Origin of the sequence: Morganella sp. TYF_1 (assembly GCF_043105645.1) — a bacterium.
GTDB classification, from domain to species: Bacteria; Pseudomonadota; Gammaproteobacteria; order Enterobacterales; family Enterobacteriaceae; genus Morganella; species Morganella morganii_B.
On sequence record NZ_JBICLU010000007.1, the window covers coordinates 156,967 to 176,117 of the forward strand.

The window sequence follows — 19,151 nt, forward strand, 5'->3', positions numbered from 1 at the left end:
AATTTTTAAAAATAAAAAAATCTATATTTCCAGGTCAATTGCGAATATATTAGCCAAAAAATAAAACAACCATTCCGTACTGTCTTTTAACAGTGCGGGAGACTATTTTGTCATTATTTTATATCACCCGGGGTTATCATGAAAAACAACATGCCTGTCACACAGCATGAATACTTACTTAACGATAATGCAATATTAATGTCAACCACTGACACCCAGAGCCATATAACCTATGCAAACTCTGCATTTATTACCGCAAGCGGGTTTGAGGAAGGACAATTAACCGGGCAGCCTCATAATATTATCCGTCATCCGGATATGCCACCGGCTGCCTTTGCTGATATGTGGTATACCCTGCAACAGGGCGACAGCTGGACAGGTATTATCAGGAACCGCTGCCGTAACGGCGATCATTACTGGGTGCGGGCAAATGTCACCCCGGTATGGCACGATAAAAAATTAACCGGCTATATTTCTGTCCGGACCGTACCAACCCGTGATGAAATAAAAAAAAGCGCCTCACTTTACAGCAGGTTAAAGAATAATAAATTAAACGGATACCGTCTTTTTAAGGGCATTATTATCCGCAAAGGGAAACTGGCATTTTTATCATTACTGAAATGGCTGCCGGTCGGGCAGCGGATTAATTATTCCTTATTAACTGTCATGTTATTAACCCTGGCGCTGGTATTTTCACCGTTAAACCCGTTTATTCAGGCGGGTGGTGTGGCGGCTTTATTTCTTCTGCTGTCGGTGTATCTCAAGTCACAGGTTTCTCAGCCGGTTAAATTACTGCTGTCACAGATGAAAAAAGTCGTCTCCGGGCAGAAACCGGATCCGGTACACATGGACAGAGTGGATGAAATCGGGCTGCTGATGCGTTTGGTGAATCAGTCCGGGCTTAATCTGAACTCGCTGGTGGATGATGTCAGCACACAGGTTGCCGGGATCCGTGCTATCAACCAGCGGGTTTCACAGGAAACCACCGCGTTACATACCCGCTCTGAAGAAGCATCCTCCCATCTGCAGCAAACTGCGGTCGCCATAGAGGAGATCAGCAGCGCGGTACAGCAGACCGCCGAAAGTGTTTATCTGACGATGAATATCGCCGGTAATGCGAGTAACAGTGCAACACAAAGCAACGAAACCATGCAGAAAACCATCGATATGATGCATACCATTTCTGCGGATAATAATCAGATCGTTGATATCATCGGTGTGATTGACCGTATTGCCTTTCAGACTAATATTCTGGCGCTGAATGCGTCGGTGGAAGCCGCCCGGGCAGGGGAGGCCGGACGGGGCTTTTCTGTTGTGGCTGCAGAAGTGCGCAACCTGGCGCTGCATTCCGCCGCTGCCGCCAAAGAGATAAAAATCCTGATTGAAAAAAATGCAGCCAATGTCCGCACCGGCGTGACAATGGCAGAGCAGACTGAAACCCAGCTCGGGGAGATGGTCACCGATGTGCTGAAAATGTCATCCATGATCAATGAAATCGGCCTTGCCACCAAAGAGCAGACTCAGGCGCTGGAGCTTATCAATGAATCTGTCGCCCGTATCGGTACCATGACCGGCAACAATACTGACATGGTCAATAATGTCACCGGTGCCACCTCTGAACTGACACGGCGCTCCTCACGATTACAGCAGGCGATTCAGGTTTTCGGTAATCATGCCTGAGCTGATGCGGCAAACCGCGCGGCCCGTTTACCGGTATTTAATGCCGGTTTGCTGTGCGGCTGAGCAGCGGCGTGATCCGTCAGGCGGAAATCCCGTGTCCGTGACTGTAAATCCGCAACCTGAGCCTTAAGCGCATCAGAAGAACCGGCAAGCTCATCAGCGATCATCACACTGCCCTGCGTTGCCTGTTCCAGCTCGGAAAGGGCTGTTGCTATCTGCTCGATACCCTGTTGCTGCTGCTGCGTGGAAACAGAGATCTGCGCCATCAGGCCGTTTACCCGCTCCGCACCCTCAACGATCTTATTCATATTCACTTCGGCGCGGTGAACAATATCCTCACCCTGTTTAACATTATCGGTTGTCACGGAAATCAGAGATTTAATATTTTTGGCAGATTCTGAACTGCGGTGAGCCAGATTTCTGACCTCACCGGCAACCACGGTAAACCCTCTGCCGTGCTCACCGGCACGGGCAGCCTCCACGGCAGCATTCAGTGCCAGAATGTTGGTCTGGAAGGCAATAGAATCAATCAGGGTGATAATTTCAGTCATCTTATTAGTACACTCATTAATAGAATGCATATTCGCAGCCACTTCCTCCATCAGTTTACCGCCATGTACGGCAAACTCCGTTGCTTCCTGCGCATGCTCACTGACCAGCACCGTATTCTCCGCATTATTTTTAGTCCCGACGGCAATCTCCTCCATATTGGATGCCGTTTCCACCAGCATGGCTGATTGCTGCTCCGTCTTGGCAGATAACTCAAAACTGCGCATTGCCAGCTGTTCAGATAACACCGATGCGGAATCTGATGAACTGCGGATCTCACTGACCAGCAGAGAAAGGCTTTCCGCCAGCTGATTCACTCCGGGGATCAGGCGTCCGGCACAGTTATTACCAAAAACCGGGATCCGCACCGATAAGTTACCGGCATTGACCTCATCAATACTGTTTTTCACGGCATTGATCGGCTTCACCAGATACGTCGTAATGTAAAACCATGAGCAGATGAACGTAAAAACACACACAATATTAAGCATGACTAATTTAATCAGTGCGGGCAGAGACAAGAGAAAGATAATATTAATTGTAGTGAAATTACAGATGAGAAATACGATGATGACGGTTCTTATACTGATATCTTTAAGCATAACTTACTCCAGTATTAGTATTTTGCGATATTTTTAGTGCCTGAATCTTAATTTATTTTTTATTTTGGCTTTCTATATAATTGGTTATTAAAGAAATAAATTCAAATTCTATTACTGATAAGTAAGTGAACCTAATCACATTTAATTTATAAATATGATTATTAGTCAAATAATGATGTTGTTTTTCTTAAGGATGAAAATGGCGGGATAGAAAAAGCCCGGCGTGCATCACAATGATACTCGCCGGGCTTTACTCATTAATTATCTGAAACTAAATCAGGTTCAGCTTATTCAACCGTCACTGATTTCGCCAGGTTACGCGGCTGATCCACATCAGTGCCTTTAATTAAAGCGACGTGATAAGAGAGCAGTTGTAACGGGATGGTGTAGAAGATTGGGGCAATAAGCTCTTCCACATACGGCAGCGGAATAATTTTCATATTTTCGCTGTCGCTGAAACCGGCGTCTTTATCGGCGAAGACATACAGCAGACCACCACGGGCGCGAACCTCTTCAATGTTGGATTTCAGTTTTTCCAGCAGTTCGTTATTCGGTGCCACGATAATCACCGGCATATCCGCATCAATCAGTGCCAGCGGGCCGTGTTTTAATTCACCGGCGGCATACGCTTCCGCATGGATATACGAAATCTCTTTGAGTTTCAGCGCGCCTTCCACGGCGATCGGGAACTGATCCCCGCGTCCCAGGAACAGAGCGTGGCTCTTGTCAGAGAAATCTTCCGCCAGCTGCTCGATGACTTTATCCTGAGACAGCATACTTTCGATACGGCTCGGCAGTGCATGCAGTGCCATCACAATACGGTGCTCCAGCGCTTCACCCTTGCCTTTCAGGCGACCGAGGTAGGCCACCAGCATCAGCAGAACAGTCAGCTGAGTGGTAAATGCCTTGGTGGAAGCGACACCGATTTCGGTTCCGGCTTTGGTCATCACGGCAAAATCAGATTCACGCACCAGTGATGAACCGGCAACATTACAGATAGCCAGTGAAGTCAGATAGCCCAGCTCTTTACCCAAACGCAGTGCCGCCAGGGTATCTGCAGTTTCACCGGATTGTGAAATGGTGATCAGCAGGCTGTTCTTGCGGCAGGCCGGTTTGCGGTAACGGAATTCAGACGCAATTTCCACATCACACGGAATCCCCGCCAGTGCTTCAAACCAGTAACGGGATACCATCCCGGCGTTGAATGACGTACCACAGGCAACAATCTGGATATGTTCGATACCGGACAGCACATCACGGGCTTTTTCACCCAGCTCGCTGAACTCAACCGTTTCATTACGCAGACGCCCTTCCATCGTGTTTTTGATGGCCAGCGGCTGCTCATAGATCTCTTTCTGCATGTAATGACGGTAAATACCTTTATCACCGGCATCATACTGAACGTTGGATTCAATCACATCACGCTCAGTTTCATCACCATTGCAGTCAAAAATATGCACATGACGGCGGGTGATTTCGACGATATCCCCTTCTTCCAGGTAGATAAAGCGGCGGGTAACCGGCAGCAGCGCCAGCTGATCAGAGGCGAGGAAGTTTTCACCGACACCCAGACCGACCACCAGCGGGCTGCCTGAGCGGGCAGCAACCAGCAGTTCCGGGGTACGGGAATCCATAATTACCGTACCGTAAGCACCGCGCAGCTGCGGAATAGCACGCTGTACCGCTTCACGCAGTGTACCACCCTGAGAAAGCTCATGATTTACCAGATGAGCGATAACTTCGGTGTCCGTATCGGAAGTGAACTGATAGCCGCGGCCTTTCAGTAATTCCCGTAACTCACTGTAGTTTTCAATAATACCGTTATGAACAACGGCGATAGTCCCGGAAACATGCGGGTGTGCGTTACGTTCCAGCGGTTCGCCATGCGTTGCCCAGCGTGTGTGCGCGATACCGGTGCCGCCGGAAACCGGCGTTTTTTCTGCTTCTTCCGCCAGCATTTTCACTTTGCCGACTTCACGCAGACGGGTCAGATGCCCTTCGCTGTCCACAACCGCCATACCGGCAGAGTCATATCCGCGGTATTCCAGACGACGAAGCCCTTCTAACAGAATTTCAGCGATATCACGTTGTGCTACTGCACCAACAATTCCACACATAGTTGTACATTCCTGATTTAACGATGTCCTGCCTGATTGTTTTTACGGCGTTGCCGTGTCCCCGGGCTGTGTAGATATGGGGTTATTATTGTATTTACTTTTTCATTTTTACCGGGCGTTTCCAGCCGGTAATCTGGGTTTGTCTGACCCGGCTTATCACCAGTTCATTATCACCCACATCTTTGGTTACGGTTGTACCGGCACCGACAGTCGCACCTTTCCCGATAGTGACCGGCGCCACCAGCTGGGTATCAGAGCCGACAAAAACATCATCACCGATCACGGTTTTAAATTTGTTTGCGCCATCATAGTTACAGGTGATGGTTCCGGCACCGATATTCACGTCGTTACCGATTTCCGCATCCCCCAGATAGCTGAGGTGCCCGGCTTTGGAACCGATCCCCAGTGTCGCTTTCTTCATTTCAACAAAGTTGCCGACATGGGCTTTATCCGCCAGCACAGAGCCCGGACGCAGACGGGCAAACGGCCCGACAGTACAGTCGCGTGCCATTTCAGATGATTCCACCACGGTATACGGGCTGAGCACAGAGCCATCACCGATAACGCAATCTTTCAGCACACAACCGGCACCAATCACCACATTATTACCGAGAGTCACATTGCCTTCGATAATGACATTCACGTCGATAATGACATCTTTACCGTGTGTCAGGGTACCGCGCAGATCAAAACGGGCCGGATCCAGAATCATCACACCTTCGAGTAACAAGCGGTCAGCCTGTTCACGCTGATAAATACGCTCCAGCGCCGCGAGCTGAAGGCGGTTATTCACCCCTTCCATTTCACTCAGTTTTTCCGGATGAGCAGTCTCAATACGACGCCCTTCCTGATGCGCAATGGCAATAATATCGGTGATATAAAATTCACCCTGCGCATTATTGTTGTTCAGTTTTGCTAACCAGCGTTTGAGATCGCCGCCGTTGGCCACCAGAATACCGGTGTTGATTTCGTTGATTTTCTGCTGCTCTTCAGAGGCATCTTTCTGTTCGATTATCCCGGTCACCTGACCATTTTCACGGATAATACGGCCGTAGCCCGCCGGGTTATCCAGAATCACCGTCAGCAGACCAATACCACCTTCCGGTTTGACCGCCATCAGGCGTTCCAGGGTTTCAGCCGCGATTAGCGGAACATCGCCGTACAGCATCAGAATATCTTCGTCATCGGCAAAGTGAGGTGCAGCCTGCTGCATCGCATGCCCGGTTCCCAGTTGTTCTGCCTGTAAAACCCAGTTCAGATTCTGATCCGACAGCGTATTCTGTAATAAATCACCGCCGTGTCCGTAAACCAGATGCACGTTCTGTGCGCCCAGCGAAAGGGCAGTATCAATCACATGCTGAACCATCGGTTTGCCCGCCAGGTGATGCAATACCTTCGGCAGCGCGGAGTACATCCGGGTACCTTTACCCGCAGCGAGAATTACCACACTTTTAGCATTCGTAGACATAAGAAATCTGATCGCTCCTCTTTTAGAGTGCCAAGTAAACCTGTTTACACACGAAAATACCACATATTTCGCAACGCAAAAAAGCCAGTCAGCGGATACTGACTGGCTTTTATATTTTAACTGCCTCGGTTACATCATCTTCTTGGCTAATTCGTCAATTACACGTAATTTTGCAATTGCTTTTGCCAATTCGGCTGATGCCTGAGCATAATCCACGTCACCATGTGCTTTCCGGATGTTTTCTTCTGCGCGGCGTTTTGATTCCATCGCCAGTGCAGCATCCAGATCGTTTGCACGGATAGCCGTGTCCGCAAGTACGATAACGCCGTTTGGCTGTACTTCGAGCATTCCGCCTGAAAGGTAGATCAGCTCTTCTTCACCAAATTGCTTAACAATCCGTACCATGCCCGGTTTTATGGCAGTCAGCAGCGGGGTATGCATCGGGTAAATACCCAGCTCACCTTCACTGCCTGTCACCTGAATCTTCTGGACTAAGCCCTTAAACAGTTGTTTTTCGGCACTTACTACCGTCAGGTGAAACGTCATTGCAGACATATCAGCCTCCTGTCAACCGGATTAAATCTTCTTCGCTTTTTCCACAGCTTCTTCGATGGTACCCACCATGTAGAACGCCTGCTCCGGCAGATGATCGTAATCACCTTCCAGGATGCCTTTAAAGCCACGGATTGTGTCTTTCAGGGAAACGAACTTACCCGGTGAACCGGTGAAGACTTCTGCCACGAAGAACGGCTGAGACAGGAAGCGCTGGATTTTACGGGCACGGGCAACAACCAGTTTATCTTCTTCTGACAGCTCATCCATCCCGAGGATTGCGATGATATCTTTCAGTTCCTGATAACGCTGGAGGATTGACTGTACGCCACGGGCAACATCGTAGTGCTCCTGACCAACAACGAGCGGGTCAAGCTGACGGCTGGTGGAATCCAGCGGGTCAACCGCAGGGTAAATACCCAGAGACGCAATCTGACGGCTCAGAACGACGGTCGCATCAAGGTGGGCGAACGTCGTTGCAGGAGATGGGTCAGTTAAGTCATCGGCAGGGACGTAAACGGCCTGTACAGACGTGATAGAGCCTGTTTTGGTCGATGTGATACGTTCCTGAAGCACACCCATTTCTTCCGCCAGTGTCGGCTGGTAACCTACCGCTGAAGGCATACGGCCTAACAGCGCGGATACTTCCGTACCGGCCAGGGTATAACGGTAGATGTTATCAACGAACAGCAGTACGTCGCGGCCTTCATCACGGAATTTTTCCGCCATGGTCAGACCGGTCAGCGCAACGCGCAGACGGTTTCCCGGTGGCTCGTTCATCTGGCCGTACACGAGTGATACTTTGTCCAGAACGTTGGAGTCTGTCATTTCATGATAGAAGTCGTTACCTTCACGGGTACGCTCACCCACCCCTGCGAATACAGAGTAACCGGAGTGCTCGATCGCGATGTTACGGATCAGTTCCATCATGTTTACGGTTTTACCCACACCCGCACCACCGAACAGACCGACTTTACCCCCCTTCGCGAACGGGCAGATCAGGTCCATTACTTTGATACCTGTTTCCAGCAGTTCCTGGGAGTTAGACAGTTCTTCGTATGTTGGTGCAGCACGGTGAATAGACCATTTTTCTTCTGCGCCGATGTCACCTTTCATATCGATCGGATCACCCAGAACGTTCATGATACGTCCTAAGGTTTTCACGCCGACAGGGACTTCGATCGGGTGGCCTAAATCGGTTACTTCCAGATTACGGCTCAGACCGTCAGATGTACCCATAGCGATACAACGGACAACCCCGCCGCCTAACTGCTGCTGAACTTCCAGCACCAGTTTTTCATTACCATTTTTTACCTCAAGCGCATCGTACACTTTCGGTACTGCATCCTGAGGAAATTCGACGTCCACAACGGCGCCGATAACCTGGATGATTTTTCCAGTAGCCATCTTGAATCCTCTACGTAATTCGTAAAACCTGGGTGTTAAACCGCGGCAGCACCGGACACAATCTCGGTGAGTTCTTGTGTAATGCTTGCCTGACGCGCTTTGTTGTAAACTAAATTCAGCTCTTTGATCATGTTACCGCCGTTATCCGTTGCAGCTTTCATTGCAACCATACGGGCGGCCTGCTCACTGGCCAGGTTTTCCACAACGCCCTGGTATACCAGCGCTTCGATGTAGCGCCGTAAAAGGGAATCCAGTAACGCTTTAGGATCAGGTTCGTATAAATAATCCCAGGTTTTCTTCTTCAGGTTTTCGTCATCGCTTGGCGGTAACGGCAAAACCTGAACAATGGTCGGAACCTGAGACATGGTATTCACAAACCGGTTAGTTACAATGTACAGCTTGTCAAGACGACCTTCGTCGTAGGCCTGAAGCATGACTTTTACCGAACCGATAAGGTCAGCCAGCGAAGGTTCATCACCCATGCCGTTAACCTGAGCAACCACATTCCCGCCCACAGAGGCAAAGAATGACGCTGCTTTGGACCCGATCAGAGCCAGATCAGTCTGAACACCTTTGTCAGACCAGTCTTTCATTTCGACAATCAGCTTCTTGAACAGGTTAATGTTCAAACCACCACACAAACCACGGTCGGTAGAAACAACCAGGTACCCGACACGCTTAACCTCGCGTTCTTCGAGGTATGGATGTTTATATTCCAGATTACCCAATGCAATGTGACCAATCACACTGCGGATGGTCTCTGCATAAGGACGGCTGGCCGCCATGCGGTCCTGCGTTTTACGCATTTTGGACGCCGCGACCATTTCCATCGCTTTAGTGATCTTCTGCGTATTTTGTACGCTGGCGATCTTAGAACGTATCTCTTTTGCGCCGGCCATTTGCTCTCCTCATGAACCAGACGGCCTGTACTGTTCACACAGGCCGTTTAGTATTACCAGGACTGAGTCGCCTTGAAGGTATCGAGCACGTTTTTCAACTTCGCTTCGATATCATCGTTATAGCTACCCGTCTGGTCGATTTCTTTCAGAAGATCAGCATGTTCACGAGTGGCGTAGCCAATCAGAGCAGCTTCAAACGGCACGACTTTCGAAATTTCGATATCTTCCAGGTAACCACGCTCAGCTGCATACAGTGACAGAGACTGTTGTGCCACTGACATTGGTGCATACTGTTTCTGCTTCAGCAACTCGGTAACTTTCTGACCGTGGTCAAGCTGTTTACGGGTTGCATCATCAAGGTCAGATGCGAACTGTGAGAACGCCGCCAGTTCACGATACTGTGCCAGAGCGGTACGGATACCACCGGACAGTTTTTTCATGATCTTGGTCTGTGCTGCACCACCCACACGGGATACGGAGATCCCCGGGTTAACCGCAGGACGGATACCGGCGTTGAACAGCGCGGATTCCAGGAAGATCTGACCATCAGTGATGGAGATAACGTTAGTCGGAACGAACGCTGATACGTCCCCTGCCTGCGTTTCGATGATTGGCAGCGCGGTCAGAGAACCGGTTTTGCCTTTCACTTCACCCTTGGTAAACGCTTCCACATATTCCGCGTTAACACGCGCAGCACGTTCCAGCAGACGGGAGTGCAGATAGAAAACGTCACCAGGATAGGCTTCACGTCCGGGCGGACGACGGAGCAGCAGGGAGATCTGACGGTAAGCAACCGCTTGTTTTGACAGGTCATCATAAATGATTAACGCGTCTTCACCGCGGTCACGGAAGTATTCACCCATTGCACAACCGGAATACGGCGCCAGGTATTGCAGTGCCGCAGATTCAGACGCACTCGCGACCACAACAATCGTGTTGGCCAGCGCATTGTGCTCTTCTAATTTACGGACAACGTTAGCAATAGTGGACGCTTTCTGACCAATTGCGACGTAAATACATTTGATGCCGGAATCGCGCTGGTTGATGATGGCATCGATTGCCAGTGCGGTTTTACCGGTCTGACGGTCACCGATGACCAGCTCACGCTGACCACGGCCGATTGGAATCATCGCATCGACAGACTTATAACCGGTCTGTACAGGCTGATCAACGGACTGACGGTCGATAACACCCGGTGCGATAACTTCGACAGGTGAGAAACCATCGTGCTCAACCTGGCCTTTACCATCGATAGGCTCACCCAGGGTGTTGACCACACGGCCTAACAGGCCACGGCCAACCGGCACTTCCAGAATACGACCGGTACATTTGACTTTCATGCCTTCTGCCAGGTCGGCATAAGGACCCATTACAACCGCACCAACAGAGTCGCGCTCCAGGTTCAGTGCGATAGCATAACGGTTGCCCGGCAGAGAGATCATCTCACCCTGCATAACTTCGGCTAAACCGTGGATACGAATGATACCGTCGTTGACGGAGACAATCGTACCTTCGTTGTGAGCTTCACTCACGACATTGAACTGAGCAATGCGCTGCTTGATCAGTTCGCTGATTTCGGTGGAATTCAGTTGCATATGCTCCAGTCCCCTTAAGACTGCAAGACGTCGGTTAAACGCTCGAGTCGATTGCGAATGCTGTTGTCGATGACAAGGTCACCGGCGCGCAATACAAACCCCGCGATAACTGACTTATCAATTTTGCAATTCAGCTTAACTTTGCGTGACAGACGTTTTTCCATCGCTGCAGAAATTTTCGCCAGCTGCTGTTCATTGAGTTCGCCGGCTGAAGTGACTTCAACCTCAACGGTTGACTCCAGCGCAGCCCGCAGTGTTGCGAACTGACGGCTAACTTCCGGCAGGGTCACTAAGCGACCATTCTCAGCCATGATACGAACCAGGTTCTGAACATGCTCGTCAATCTGCTCACCGCAAACAGTGATAAACGCCTGAGCCAGGGTTTCCGGAGCAAAAGAACCGGAAATCAGATCGTCGATCTGCTCATTGCGTGTCACTTCCGCGGCAAATGCCAGCATATCCTGCCATTTTTCAACGGCCCGGTTTTCCACAGCAAAGTCAAAAGCTGCTTTGGCGTAGGGGCGAGCTACAGTAACGATTTCTGACATGCCCCACCCTCCTTACAGTTCAGCGACAAGTTTATCAACGATGTCGCTGTTAGCAGCTTCATCCACGGAACGTTCAATAATTTTCTCGGCACCCGCGACAGCTAAAATGGCGACCTGTTTACGTAACTCTTCACGGGCACGTTTGCGTTCGGCGTCAATTTCCGCCTGCGCCTGTGCTACGATTTTGCTACGTTCAACTTCCGCTTCTGCTTTTGCCTCATCGATGATCTGAGCGCGTTGTTTATTCGCTTGATCGATCAGGGCAGATGCTTCCGCTTTCGCTTTTTTCATTTGGTCGGTCGCATTGGCTTGCGCTAAGTCCAGGTCCTTTTTAGCACGTTCTGCGGAAGATAAACCGTCAGCAATTTCTTTCTGACGTTTTTCAATGGCCGCCATGATCGGTGGCCATACATACTTCATACAGAACAAAACAAACAGGACAAACGCGATGGCCTGGCCGAGGATTGTTGCGTTAAGATTCACAGCACAATACCTCTTTATCTAATTGAGTTGATGTAAATATCCGGGAGTGGCCGTATCACTACGCAACCGCAAACATTACATACAAGCCCAGACCCACAGCAATCATCGGGATGGCGTCAACCAGACCCATTACGATGAAGAACTGAGTACGCAGCAGAGGGATTAAATCCGGCTGGCGTGCAGCGCCTTCTAAAAATTTCCCACCGAGGATGCCGATACCGATCGCAGCACCGATAGCCGCCAGGCCCATCATTACAGCGGCAGCCATGTACAGCAGATCCATATTCAGGTTTTCCATGACAGTCTCCAGTTTGTTTCAGTTAAATCACAGTTATTGGTAATAAAATTAATGCTCTTCAGACGCCATCGACAGATAGACGATCGTCAGAACCATGAAAATAAAGGCTTGTAACGTAATAATCAGTATGTGGAAAATCGCCCACGGAAGGCTCAGTAACCATTGTGACCACCACGGTAGCAGACCTGCAATAAGAATGAAGATCAGCTCACCTGCATACATGTTCCCAAACAGTCGCAGACCGAGGGAAACAGGTTTTGACAGCAGGCTTACCCCTTCCAGAATCAGGTTGACAGGAATGAATAACGGATGGTTAAAAGGCTGTAATGTCAGCTCTTTTGCAAATCCTTTCACGCCTTTCATCTTGAAGCTGTAAAAGAGGATAAGAACGAATACACCAATCGCCATCGACAGTGTGATACTTACGTCTGCGGTCGGAACGATACGCAGCGCAGGTAAACCGAGGATGTGTTCACCGATATACGGAATGAAGTCGATTGGTAATAAGTCCAGTGCGTTCATCAGCAGCACCCACACGAACACTGTTAATGCGAGAGGTGCAATAACCTTGCTCTTGCCGTGATACATATCACGGACGTTGCTGTCAACGAAGCCGATAAGCATTTCTACCGCAGTCTGAAATTTCCCGGGAACGCCACTCGTCGCTTTCTTTGCCACCCTTCTGAAAAGCCATAAAAAGAAAATACCTAATACGACTGAGAAGAAAAGGGAGTCAATGTTCAGCGTCCAAAAAGATGGAGTCGCGTTCGCATGGGGATTGACCAGCTCGAAAGTATTCAGGTCCAGCTGAAGGTTATTCAGGTGGCCACTGATATACTCTTTTGTGGTTAAACTTTCTCCTGATGCAGACATGATGCCTCTTACCCTTTGTTGTTAAAACCGCTAACCGCTTAGCACGGCCGGTGCGATAATCTGCACGAAAAGCACCGCTAAATAGGTCAAGACCAGTGGTGCAACTGCCGCTTTAAACACTCCTAAAGCAATCATCAGTATCGCTATCGCGAAGATAACTTTAAACCCTTCCCCTACCACAAAAAACCATGCAATCCGGTACGACTGCGGTTCCTCATGCGCTTTCTGCCGGTTACTGATCAGCAAAAAAATCGCATTCGGTATCCATGCGGCAACTCCCCCGGCCAGCGCGGAAGCACCCCATTCGATACTTTTTATGCAAAAAAGCGCACTAAGAACAACAAACGTCATAAACTGCAAAAACAACAGTTTTTTGGTCAATTTTCCGTTGAAAAGGGAGACAGACATGACATTTAGTTTCTCCGTGTGCACCTTCCGGGGTCAGGCTTACTGAGTGATGTATAAAACTGCCTTTGAGCGAGAGTGTCAAGAGACAAAAACGAGCAAATTATACGGGCAGCCAGATTGTTTTCAATCAATAAGTAGCGAAAAAGTGAATAAAAATTTAATTTCTTTGTCGCCACCACAAATCGTACAAAAAATAGAGTTTACCCTACCTCAGAATACGACGTACAACTCATTTCTGAAACGTGACAAAAATCACATAACATAAAATACATTAGTTGAATTAACATTTTATAGCGATCAACCGCTGTAAAAATAGCAATATCAATCAACCAGTTAATTGAAAAAATAAATATTTAACTGATATTTACAGATTAATTTTAAATAAAATAAATATTTTTGAAATAATACGTTGTCAGTAAAAATGATCCGGCATGAAATTTTTCGCAGATAAACTTACCGGGAAGTAATCAATCCGCCGTTGTCATTTTGTAAAGGCCCCGTTACGCATTTTATTTTCATTCCCGGAAAAACAAAGGGACGGTGCAGAAAATGCGCTGACTCCGTCCCCTTAAAAATATTTCTGTTTTTTGACGTACCGCAAACTCAGTTTGCTTTAAGAATGACCAAGTGACGCTGTTCATCCAGTTTTGGCACAACCAGTTTTTCGACACTGACGAGAGAAATGCCTTCCGGTAACCGGGTCAGTTCCTCTTCCGGGACACTGCCTTTCAGTGCAAAAAAGCGCCCGGTTTCCGGTACCGGCAGTTGATGACACCAGCTGAGCATATCGTCCAGTGATGCAAATGCACGACTGATAACTCCGTCAAATGGTTCACCCTGATACTCTTCCACGCGGCTCTGAACCGGTTCGATGTTGATCAGCCCCAGTTCATGCTGAACCTGTTTCAGGAAGCGCACACGCTTGCCCAGGCTGTCGAGCAGGACAAAATGAGACTCAGGACGGACAATCGCCAGCGGCACACCGGGAAGCCCGGGACCGGTGCCGACATCAATAAACCGGCTGCCGGTCAGATGTGGTTCCACCACGATACTGTCCATGATATGACGCACCAGCATCTGTTCCGGCTGGCGGACAGAGGTCAGGTTATAAGCTTTGTTCCACTTGTGGAGCATCTCCACATAACCGGTCAGCTGCTGTTTCTGCTGATCAGTCAGCCGGATATCCGCACTGCGCAGCAGTGCGGTAAGTTGTTGCTGTAAATCACGCATCCGTTACGCACTCCGCCGCAGAAGACCCTGCTTTTTCAGCCAGACCAGCAGGATAGAGATAGCCGCCGGTGTAATACCGGAGATCCGCGATGCCTGGCCGATCGAGGTCGGTTTGTGGTCGTTGAGTTTTGCCACCACTTCGTTAGACAGCCCGCTCACCTGTTTGTAATCGAGATCAACAGGCAGTGTGGCGTTCTCATTACGCAGCTGGCGCTGAATTTCATCCTGCTGACGGGAGATATACCCTTCGTATTTCACCTGGATTTCCACCTGCTGTGCTGCTGCCGGTGAATCAACCCCCGGTGCGAAATCACTCAGGGTCATCAGCCGGTTATAGTCCATCTCCGGACGGCGCAGAAGATCTTCCCCGGTCGCTTCTTTGGAGAGAGGCGTGTTCAGGATCGCGTTGATCTCTTTCACGCTTCCGGACTGCGGGTGAACGCGGATATCTCTCAGGCGCTGACGTTCTTTCTCGATCAGCTCCATTTTTTCACTGAAGTGTGCCCAGCGTGCGTCATCCACCAGACCCAGTTCACGACCGGTTTCGGTCAGACGGGCATCTGCGTTGTCTTCACGCAGCATCAGACGGTATTCCGCCCGTGAGGTAAACATCCGGTACGGCTCTTTGGTACCGAGTGTACAGAGGTCGTCCACCAGCACACCGATATACGCCTGATCACGGCGCGGGAACCAGCCTTCCTGATCGGCAGAATAGCGGGCGGCGTTCAGACCGGCCAGCAGCCCCTGGGCAGCCGCTTCTTCGTAACCGGTGGTGCCGTTGATTTGTCCGGCAAAGAACAGGCCGTGCAGGTATTTGCTTTCCAGCGTCTGTTTCAGGTCGCGGGGGTCAAAGAAATCATACTCGATGGCATAACCCGGACGCATAATCCGTGCGTTTTCCATACCTTTCATCGAGTGAACAATCTGCATCTGTACATCAAACGGTAAGCTGGTGGAGATACCGTTCGGGTAAATTTCATTGCTTGTCAGGCCTTCCGGCTCCAGGAAGATCTGATGCTGGTTACGATCCGCAAAGCGCATCACTTTGTCTTCGATGGACGGGCAGTAACGCGGGCCGATCCCTTCGATCACACCGGCGTACATCGGGCTGCGATCGAGGTTATTGCGGATCACTTCATGGGTTTTTTCATTGGTGTAGGTGATATGGCACGGCATCTGTTCAGGATGCTCATCCGCACTGCCCATGAAGGAGAATACCGGCATAGGGTTGTCACCAAATTGTGGCGTCAGCTGAGCAAAGTCGATAGTCCGGGCGTCAATACGCGGCGGTGTCCCTGTTTTCAGACGACCGACACGCAGCGGCAGTTCCCGCAGACGGTGTGACAGCGAGACGGACGGCGGATCACCGGCACGGCCGCCGCTGTAATTTTCCAGTCCGATGTGAATTTTGCCATCCAGGAATGTCCCGACAGTCAGTACCACCGATTTGGCTCTGAATTTCAATCCCATGCGGGTTACTGCACCGGTAACGGTATCGTTTTCAACGATAAGATCTTCAACCGGCTGCTGGAAAATCATCAGGTTAGGCTGGTTTTCCAGTGCGGTGCGCACAGCCAGACGGTAAAGCACACGGTCAGCCTGAGCACGGGTGGCATGAACTGCCGGTCCTTTGCTGGCGTTCAGGGTTCTGAACTGAATACCGGCACGGTCAGTAGCATGTGCCATTAATCCGCCGAGTGCATCGATCTCTTTAACCAGATGCCCTTTACCGATCCCACCGATAGCAGGGTTGCAGGACATCTGACCCAGAGTGTCGATATTGTGAGTCAGTAAAAGTGTTTGACGGCCCATACGTGCCGCAGCCATTGCAGCTTCAGTACCGGCGTGGCCACCGCCGATAACAATGACGTCAAAATGATCCGGATAAAACATGTTAAACCTTCATTACAAAATGCAGTAGCGCATCGGGGGAGAGAATATAACTCAACTCTTGCCGTCTGACCATGAGCGGTAAAGACGCAGGTAATTATATAAAGATCTTTTTATTTAAAGATCTCTTTATTAGATCTTTTATTAGGATCGCGATCCTCTGTGGATAAGTGTTAAATCCCCATAAAGATCATAAAACTGTAAAGGATCATTTCCTGTGAAGTACCGTTGATCCTGTTCAGTATAAGCTGGGATCAAAACGGCTACTTATTCACAGGGCCTGACGGAGAGTGATCTTATACAGTGAATAACTACGGGTTGATCGCAAGTTGATCCCTGAGTTATCCACAGTTGATCGCTGTTTTTATCAGCAAATCAGAGTAAATTTTTCCATTCTTCGATCCAGATCTCAGCCGGATCTTCAGGAATGTCGTGTTTCTGAATATCAATTTCGAGTGACTGACCGATTTTTTTCGCACCCAGAGAGGTGAGCAGGGTATCCAGTGTACGGACTGCACCACAGAAGGTGTCATATTCACTGCTGCCGATCCCGATAGCCCCGTAACGGACGGAACTGAGATCCGGCTGCTGCTCACGCAGCGCATCGGCAAACGGCTGTATATTTTCAGGGAGATCACCGGCACCGTGTGTGGAGGTGACTATTAACCAGGTACTGTTCTGTTGCGGCACGTCATCCGCTTCAGGCCCGTGCTGCACATCGGTGGTAAAACCGGTGTTTTCCAGTATTTCAGCAACATGCTCAGCGACATATTCTGCGCTGCCCATGGTACTGCCTGTGATGAGAGTAACTGTGGTCATGGTGATCCCCTGCTGTAAAGAGCGGCTATTGTACGCTGTGAAACAGCTGGGATCTACCTGTGGATAATGTGGTTATAAGAATTTTTTCTTACGGGCGGATCGTTCGTATGATCGGGTTCTGTAAGGAGATCAGGGTTTCAGTGGACTGTATCTCATCAATACTCTGGATCTTGTTGATAAGTACGTCCTGTAAAGATTCTATTGTTTTGCACATCACCTTTATAAAGATGCTGTACTGCCCGGTGGTGTAATAGACTTCCACCACTTCATCCAGTTTATCGAGTTTCCTGAGGGCGGCCGGGTAATCTTTGGCGCTTTTCAGGATGATGCCGATAAAGCAGGTCACATCAAATCCCAGCTGTTTTTCACTGATATCCACCCGGGTGCCGGTGATGATACCCGCCTGCTTCATTTTTTCGACCCGGACATGGATCGTACCGGGACTGACGGCAAATTTTTTCGCTAATTCCGCGTAAGGTGTGCGGGCATTCGCCATTAAAGCGTGAAGTATGTCACGGTCCAGATTGTCGATCTGATAAATTTCGGCCATTTTACGCCCCTTAAATTAACGAAAATTCATTTTTAGCATCATAAAAATGAATTTTATAAATAGCAAAGGGTATTTTTGCTAAAGGATATTGAATTTATACCCCATTCTGTTGCTTAATCTATTTCACAGGCAATACATGTTCCGCATATCAAGGATTATTATCATGGAAAAATCATTCATCCGACAGCAGCAGCAAATCAGCTTCGTGAAGTCTTACTTCTCACGTCTGCTGGAAAAACAACTGGGCCTTATTGAAGTCCAGGGGCCAATCTTAAGCCGCGTGGGTGATGGTACTCAGGATAATTTATCCGGCAGCGAAAAAGCGGTTCAGGTGAAAGTTAAATCATTGCCGGGCTCAACCTTTGAAGTCGTTCATTCACTGGCTAAATGGAAACGCAAAACCTTAGGGCGTTTTGATTTTCAGCCGGGCCAGGGTCTGTACACCGACATGAAAGCGTTGCGTCCTGATGAGGATCGCTTAACCCCAATCCATTCTGTCTATGTTGATCAGTGGGACTGGGAAAAAGTGATGGCAGATGAGGAGCGTACGCTGCCTTATCTGAAGCAGACAGTGAGTAAAATATATCAGACAATAAAAGAAACAGAACTTGCAGTAAGTAAGGAATTTGGTCTGACACCGTTCCTGCCGGACCAAATTCATTTTATTCACTCTGAAGAACTGCTTGCACGCTACCCGGACCTGGATGCCAAAGGCCGTGAGCGCGCCATCGCGAAAGAACTGGGTGCCGTCTTCTTAATCGGCATCGGCGGTCAATTATCTCATGGTGAGTCTCATGATGTCCGTGCACCGGATTATGATGACTGGACCACTGAGAACAGTGACGGCTACAAAGGGCTGAACGGGGATATCATCGTGTGGAACCCGGTACTGCAGGATGCGTTCGAGATATCCTCAATGGGGATCCGTGTTGATCCGGTCACCCTGGCGCGTCAGCTGGATCTGACCGGTCAGCAGGTGCGGATGGAGCTGGACTGGCACAAATCGCTGGCAGCCGGTGAAATGCCGCAGACGATCGGCGGCGGGATCGGTCAGTCACGTCTGGTGATGTTACTGCTTCAGCGCAGCCATATCGGCCAGGTACAATGCAGTGTGTGGGCACCGGAAGTGCGTGAAACCATCTCTGATATGCTGTAATACTTTTGCTGTACGGTGAGCCCGGTG

General features: G+C 49.4%; 18 protein-coding genes. 2 read left to right on the forward strand and 16 right to left on the reverse strand.

The features are described 5' to 3' along the window. Positions 1 to 138 precede the first annotated feature (138 nt). Positions 139 to 1,680: a methyl-accepting chemotaxis protein gene (locus tag ACF8OF_RS02205; protein ID WP_392495583.1), complete on the forward strand. Its 1,542-nt coding sequence runs from the start codon at positions 139 to 141 to the stop codon at positions 1,678 to 1,680. Here the strand turns inward: ACF8OF_RS02205 and ACF8OF_RS02210 are convergent. From ACF8OF_RS02210 to asnC, 16 genes are all read right to left on the reverse strand, one after another. Beyond that, a complete protein-coding gene (locus tag ACF8OF_RS02210; RefSeq protein ID WP_392495584.1) occupies positions 1,671 to 2,831 on the reverse strand; it encodes a methyl-accepting chemotaxis protein in 1,161 nt (386 codons plus the stop codon). The two genes, ACF8OF_RS02205 and ACF8OF_RS02210, sit on opposite strands and share 10 nt — an antisense overlap. Before the next feature lie 287 nt (positions 2,832 to 3,118). Continuing rightward, entirely contained in the window at positions 3,119 to 4,948 is a 1,830-nt protein-coding gene (gene glmS / locus ACF8OF_RS02215; RefSeq protein WP_392495585.1) for a glutamine--fructose-6-phosphate transaminase (isomerizing), read from the reverse strand. A gap of 94 nt (positions 4,949 to 5,042) precedes the next feature. After that, positions 5,043 to 6,416: a bifunctional UDP-N-acetylglucosamine diphosphorylase/glucosamine-1-phosphate N-acetyltransferase GlmU gene (glmU, locus tag ACF8OF_RS02220; protein ID WP_392495586.1), complete on the reverse strand. Its 1,374-nt coding sequence runs from the start codon at positions 6,414 to 6,416 to the stop codon at positions 5,043 to 5,045. Between the two features lie 129 nt (positions 6,417 to 6,545). Next, on the reverse strand, positions 6,546 to 6,971 hold the full coding sequence (locus ACF8OF_RS02225; RefSeq protein ID WP_004236731.1) for a F0F1 ATP synthase subunit epsilon: 426 nt from the start codon (positions 6,969 to 6,971) through the stop codon (positions 6,546 to 6,548). A gap of 21 nt (positions 6,972 to 6,992) precedes the next feature. After that, positions 6,993 to 8,375: a F0F1 ATP synthase subunit beta gene (atpD, locus tag ACF8OF_RS02230; protein ID WP_024473722.1), complete on the reverse strand. Its 1,383-nt coding sequence runs from the start codon at positions 8,373 to 8,375 to the stop codon at positions 6,993 to 6,995. 35 nt (positions 8,376 to 8,410) lie between these two features. Then, positions 8,411 to 9,274: a F0F1 ATP synthase subunit gamma gene (gene atpG, locus ACF8OF_RS02235; RefSeq protein WP_025153701.1), complete on the reverse strand. Its 864-nt coding sequence runs from the start codon at positions 9,272 to 9,274 to the stop codon at positions 8,411 to 8,413. A gap of 53 nt (positions 9,275 to 9,327) precedes the next feature. Continuing rightward, on the reverse strand, positions 9,328 to 10,869 hold the full coding sequence (gene atpA / locus ACF8OF_RS02240; RefSeq protein WP_025153702.1) for a F0F1 ATP synthase subunit alpha: 1,542 nt from the start codon (positions 10,867 to 10,869) through the stop codon (positions 9,328 to 9,330). A gap of 14 nt (positions 10,870 to 10,883) precedes the next feature. Continuing rightward, complete coding sequence (gene atpH, locus ACF8OF_RS02245; RefSeq protein ID WP_004236736.1) at positions 10,884 to 11,417, reverse strand: F0F1 ATP synthase subunit delta; 534 nt, start codon at positions 11,415 to 11,417, stop codon at positions 10,884 to 10,886. Positions 11,418 to 11,429: 12 nt separating this feature from the next. Continuing rightward, positions 11,430 to 11,900 carry a F0F1 ATP synthase subunit B gene (gene atpF / locus ACF8OF_RS02250; RefSeq protein ID WP_024473723.1) on the reverse strand — a complete coding sequence of 157 codons (471 nt, stop codon included), beginning with the start codon at positions 11,898 to 11,900 and terminating at the stop codon, positions 11,430 to 11,432. A gap of 58 nt (positions 11,901 to 11,958) precedes the next feature. Continuing rightward, positions 11,959 to 12,198, reverse strand: a complete 240-nt coding sequence (gene atpE / locus ACF8OF_RS02255) for a F0F1 ATP synthase subunit C (protein ID WP_000429386.1) — start codon at positions 12,196 to 12,198, stop codon at positions 11,959 to 11,961. A 48-nt stretch (positions 12,199 to 12,246) separates the two neighbouring features. Then, entirely contained in the window at positions 12,247 to 13,071 is an 825-nt protein-coding gene (atpB, locus tag ACF8OF_RS02260; RefSeq protein ID WP_025153704.1) for a F0F1 ATP synthase subunit A, read from the reverse strand. Between the two features lie 30 nt (positions 13,072 to 13,101). Next, positions 13,102 to 13,479 carry a F0F1 ATP synthase subunit I gene (gene atpI, locus ACF8OF_RS02265; protein ID WP_004236739.1) on the reverse strand — a complete coding sequence of 126 codons (378 nt, stop codon included), beginning with the start codon at positions 13,477 to 13,479 and terminating at the stop codon, positions 13,102 to 13,104. A 603-nt stretch (positions 13,480 to 14,082) separates the two neighbouring features. Continuing rightward, a complete protein-coding gene (gene rsmG, locus ACF8OF_RS02270) occupies positions 14,083 to 14,709 on the reverse strand; it encodes a 16S rRNA (guanine(527)-N(7))-methyltransferase RsmG (RefSeq protein ID WP_392495590.1) in 627 nt (208 codons plus the stop codon). A gap of 3 nt (positions 14,710 to 14,712) precedes the next feature. Beyond that, positions 14,713 to 16,602 (reverse strand): tRNA uridine-5-carboxymethylaminomethyl(34) synthesis enzyme MnmG, encoded by a 1,890-nt coding sequence (gene mnmG / locus ACF8OF_RS02275; RefSeq protein WP_262861254.1) that lies wholly within the window; start codon positions 16,600 to 16,602, stop codon positions 14,713 to 14,715. A gap of 372 nt (positions 16,603 to 16,974) precedes the next feature. After that, positions 16,975 to 17,418, reverse strand: coding sequence for an FMN-binding protein MioC (gene mioC / locus ACF8OF_RS02280; protein WP_392495592.1), 444 nt, complete (start codon positions 17,416 to 17,418; stop codon positions 16,975 to 16,977). A gap of 88 nt (positions 17,419 to 17,506) precedes the next feature. Beyond that, positions 17,507 to 17,968, reverse strand: a complete 462-nt coding sequence (gene asnC, locus ACF8OF_RS02285) for a transcriptional regulator AsnC (RefSeq protein WP_262861256.1) — start codon at positions 17,966 to 17,968, stop codon at positions 17,507 to 17,509. 163 nt (positions 17,969 to 18,131) lie between these two features. Here asnC and asnA point away from each other — a divergent pair, with 163 nt between their 5' ends. Then, complete coding sequence (asnA, locus tag ACF8OF_RS02290) at positions 18,132 to 19,124, forward strand: aspartate--ammonia ligase (RefSeq protein ID WP_279799212.1); 993 nt, start codon at positions 18,132 to 18,134, stop codon at positions 19,122 to 19,124. Positions 19,125 to 19,151 lie beyond the last annotated feature (27 nt).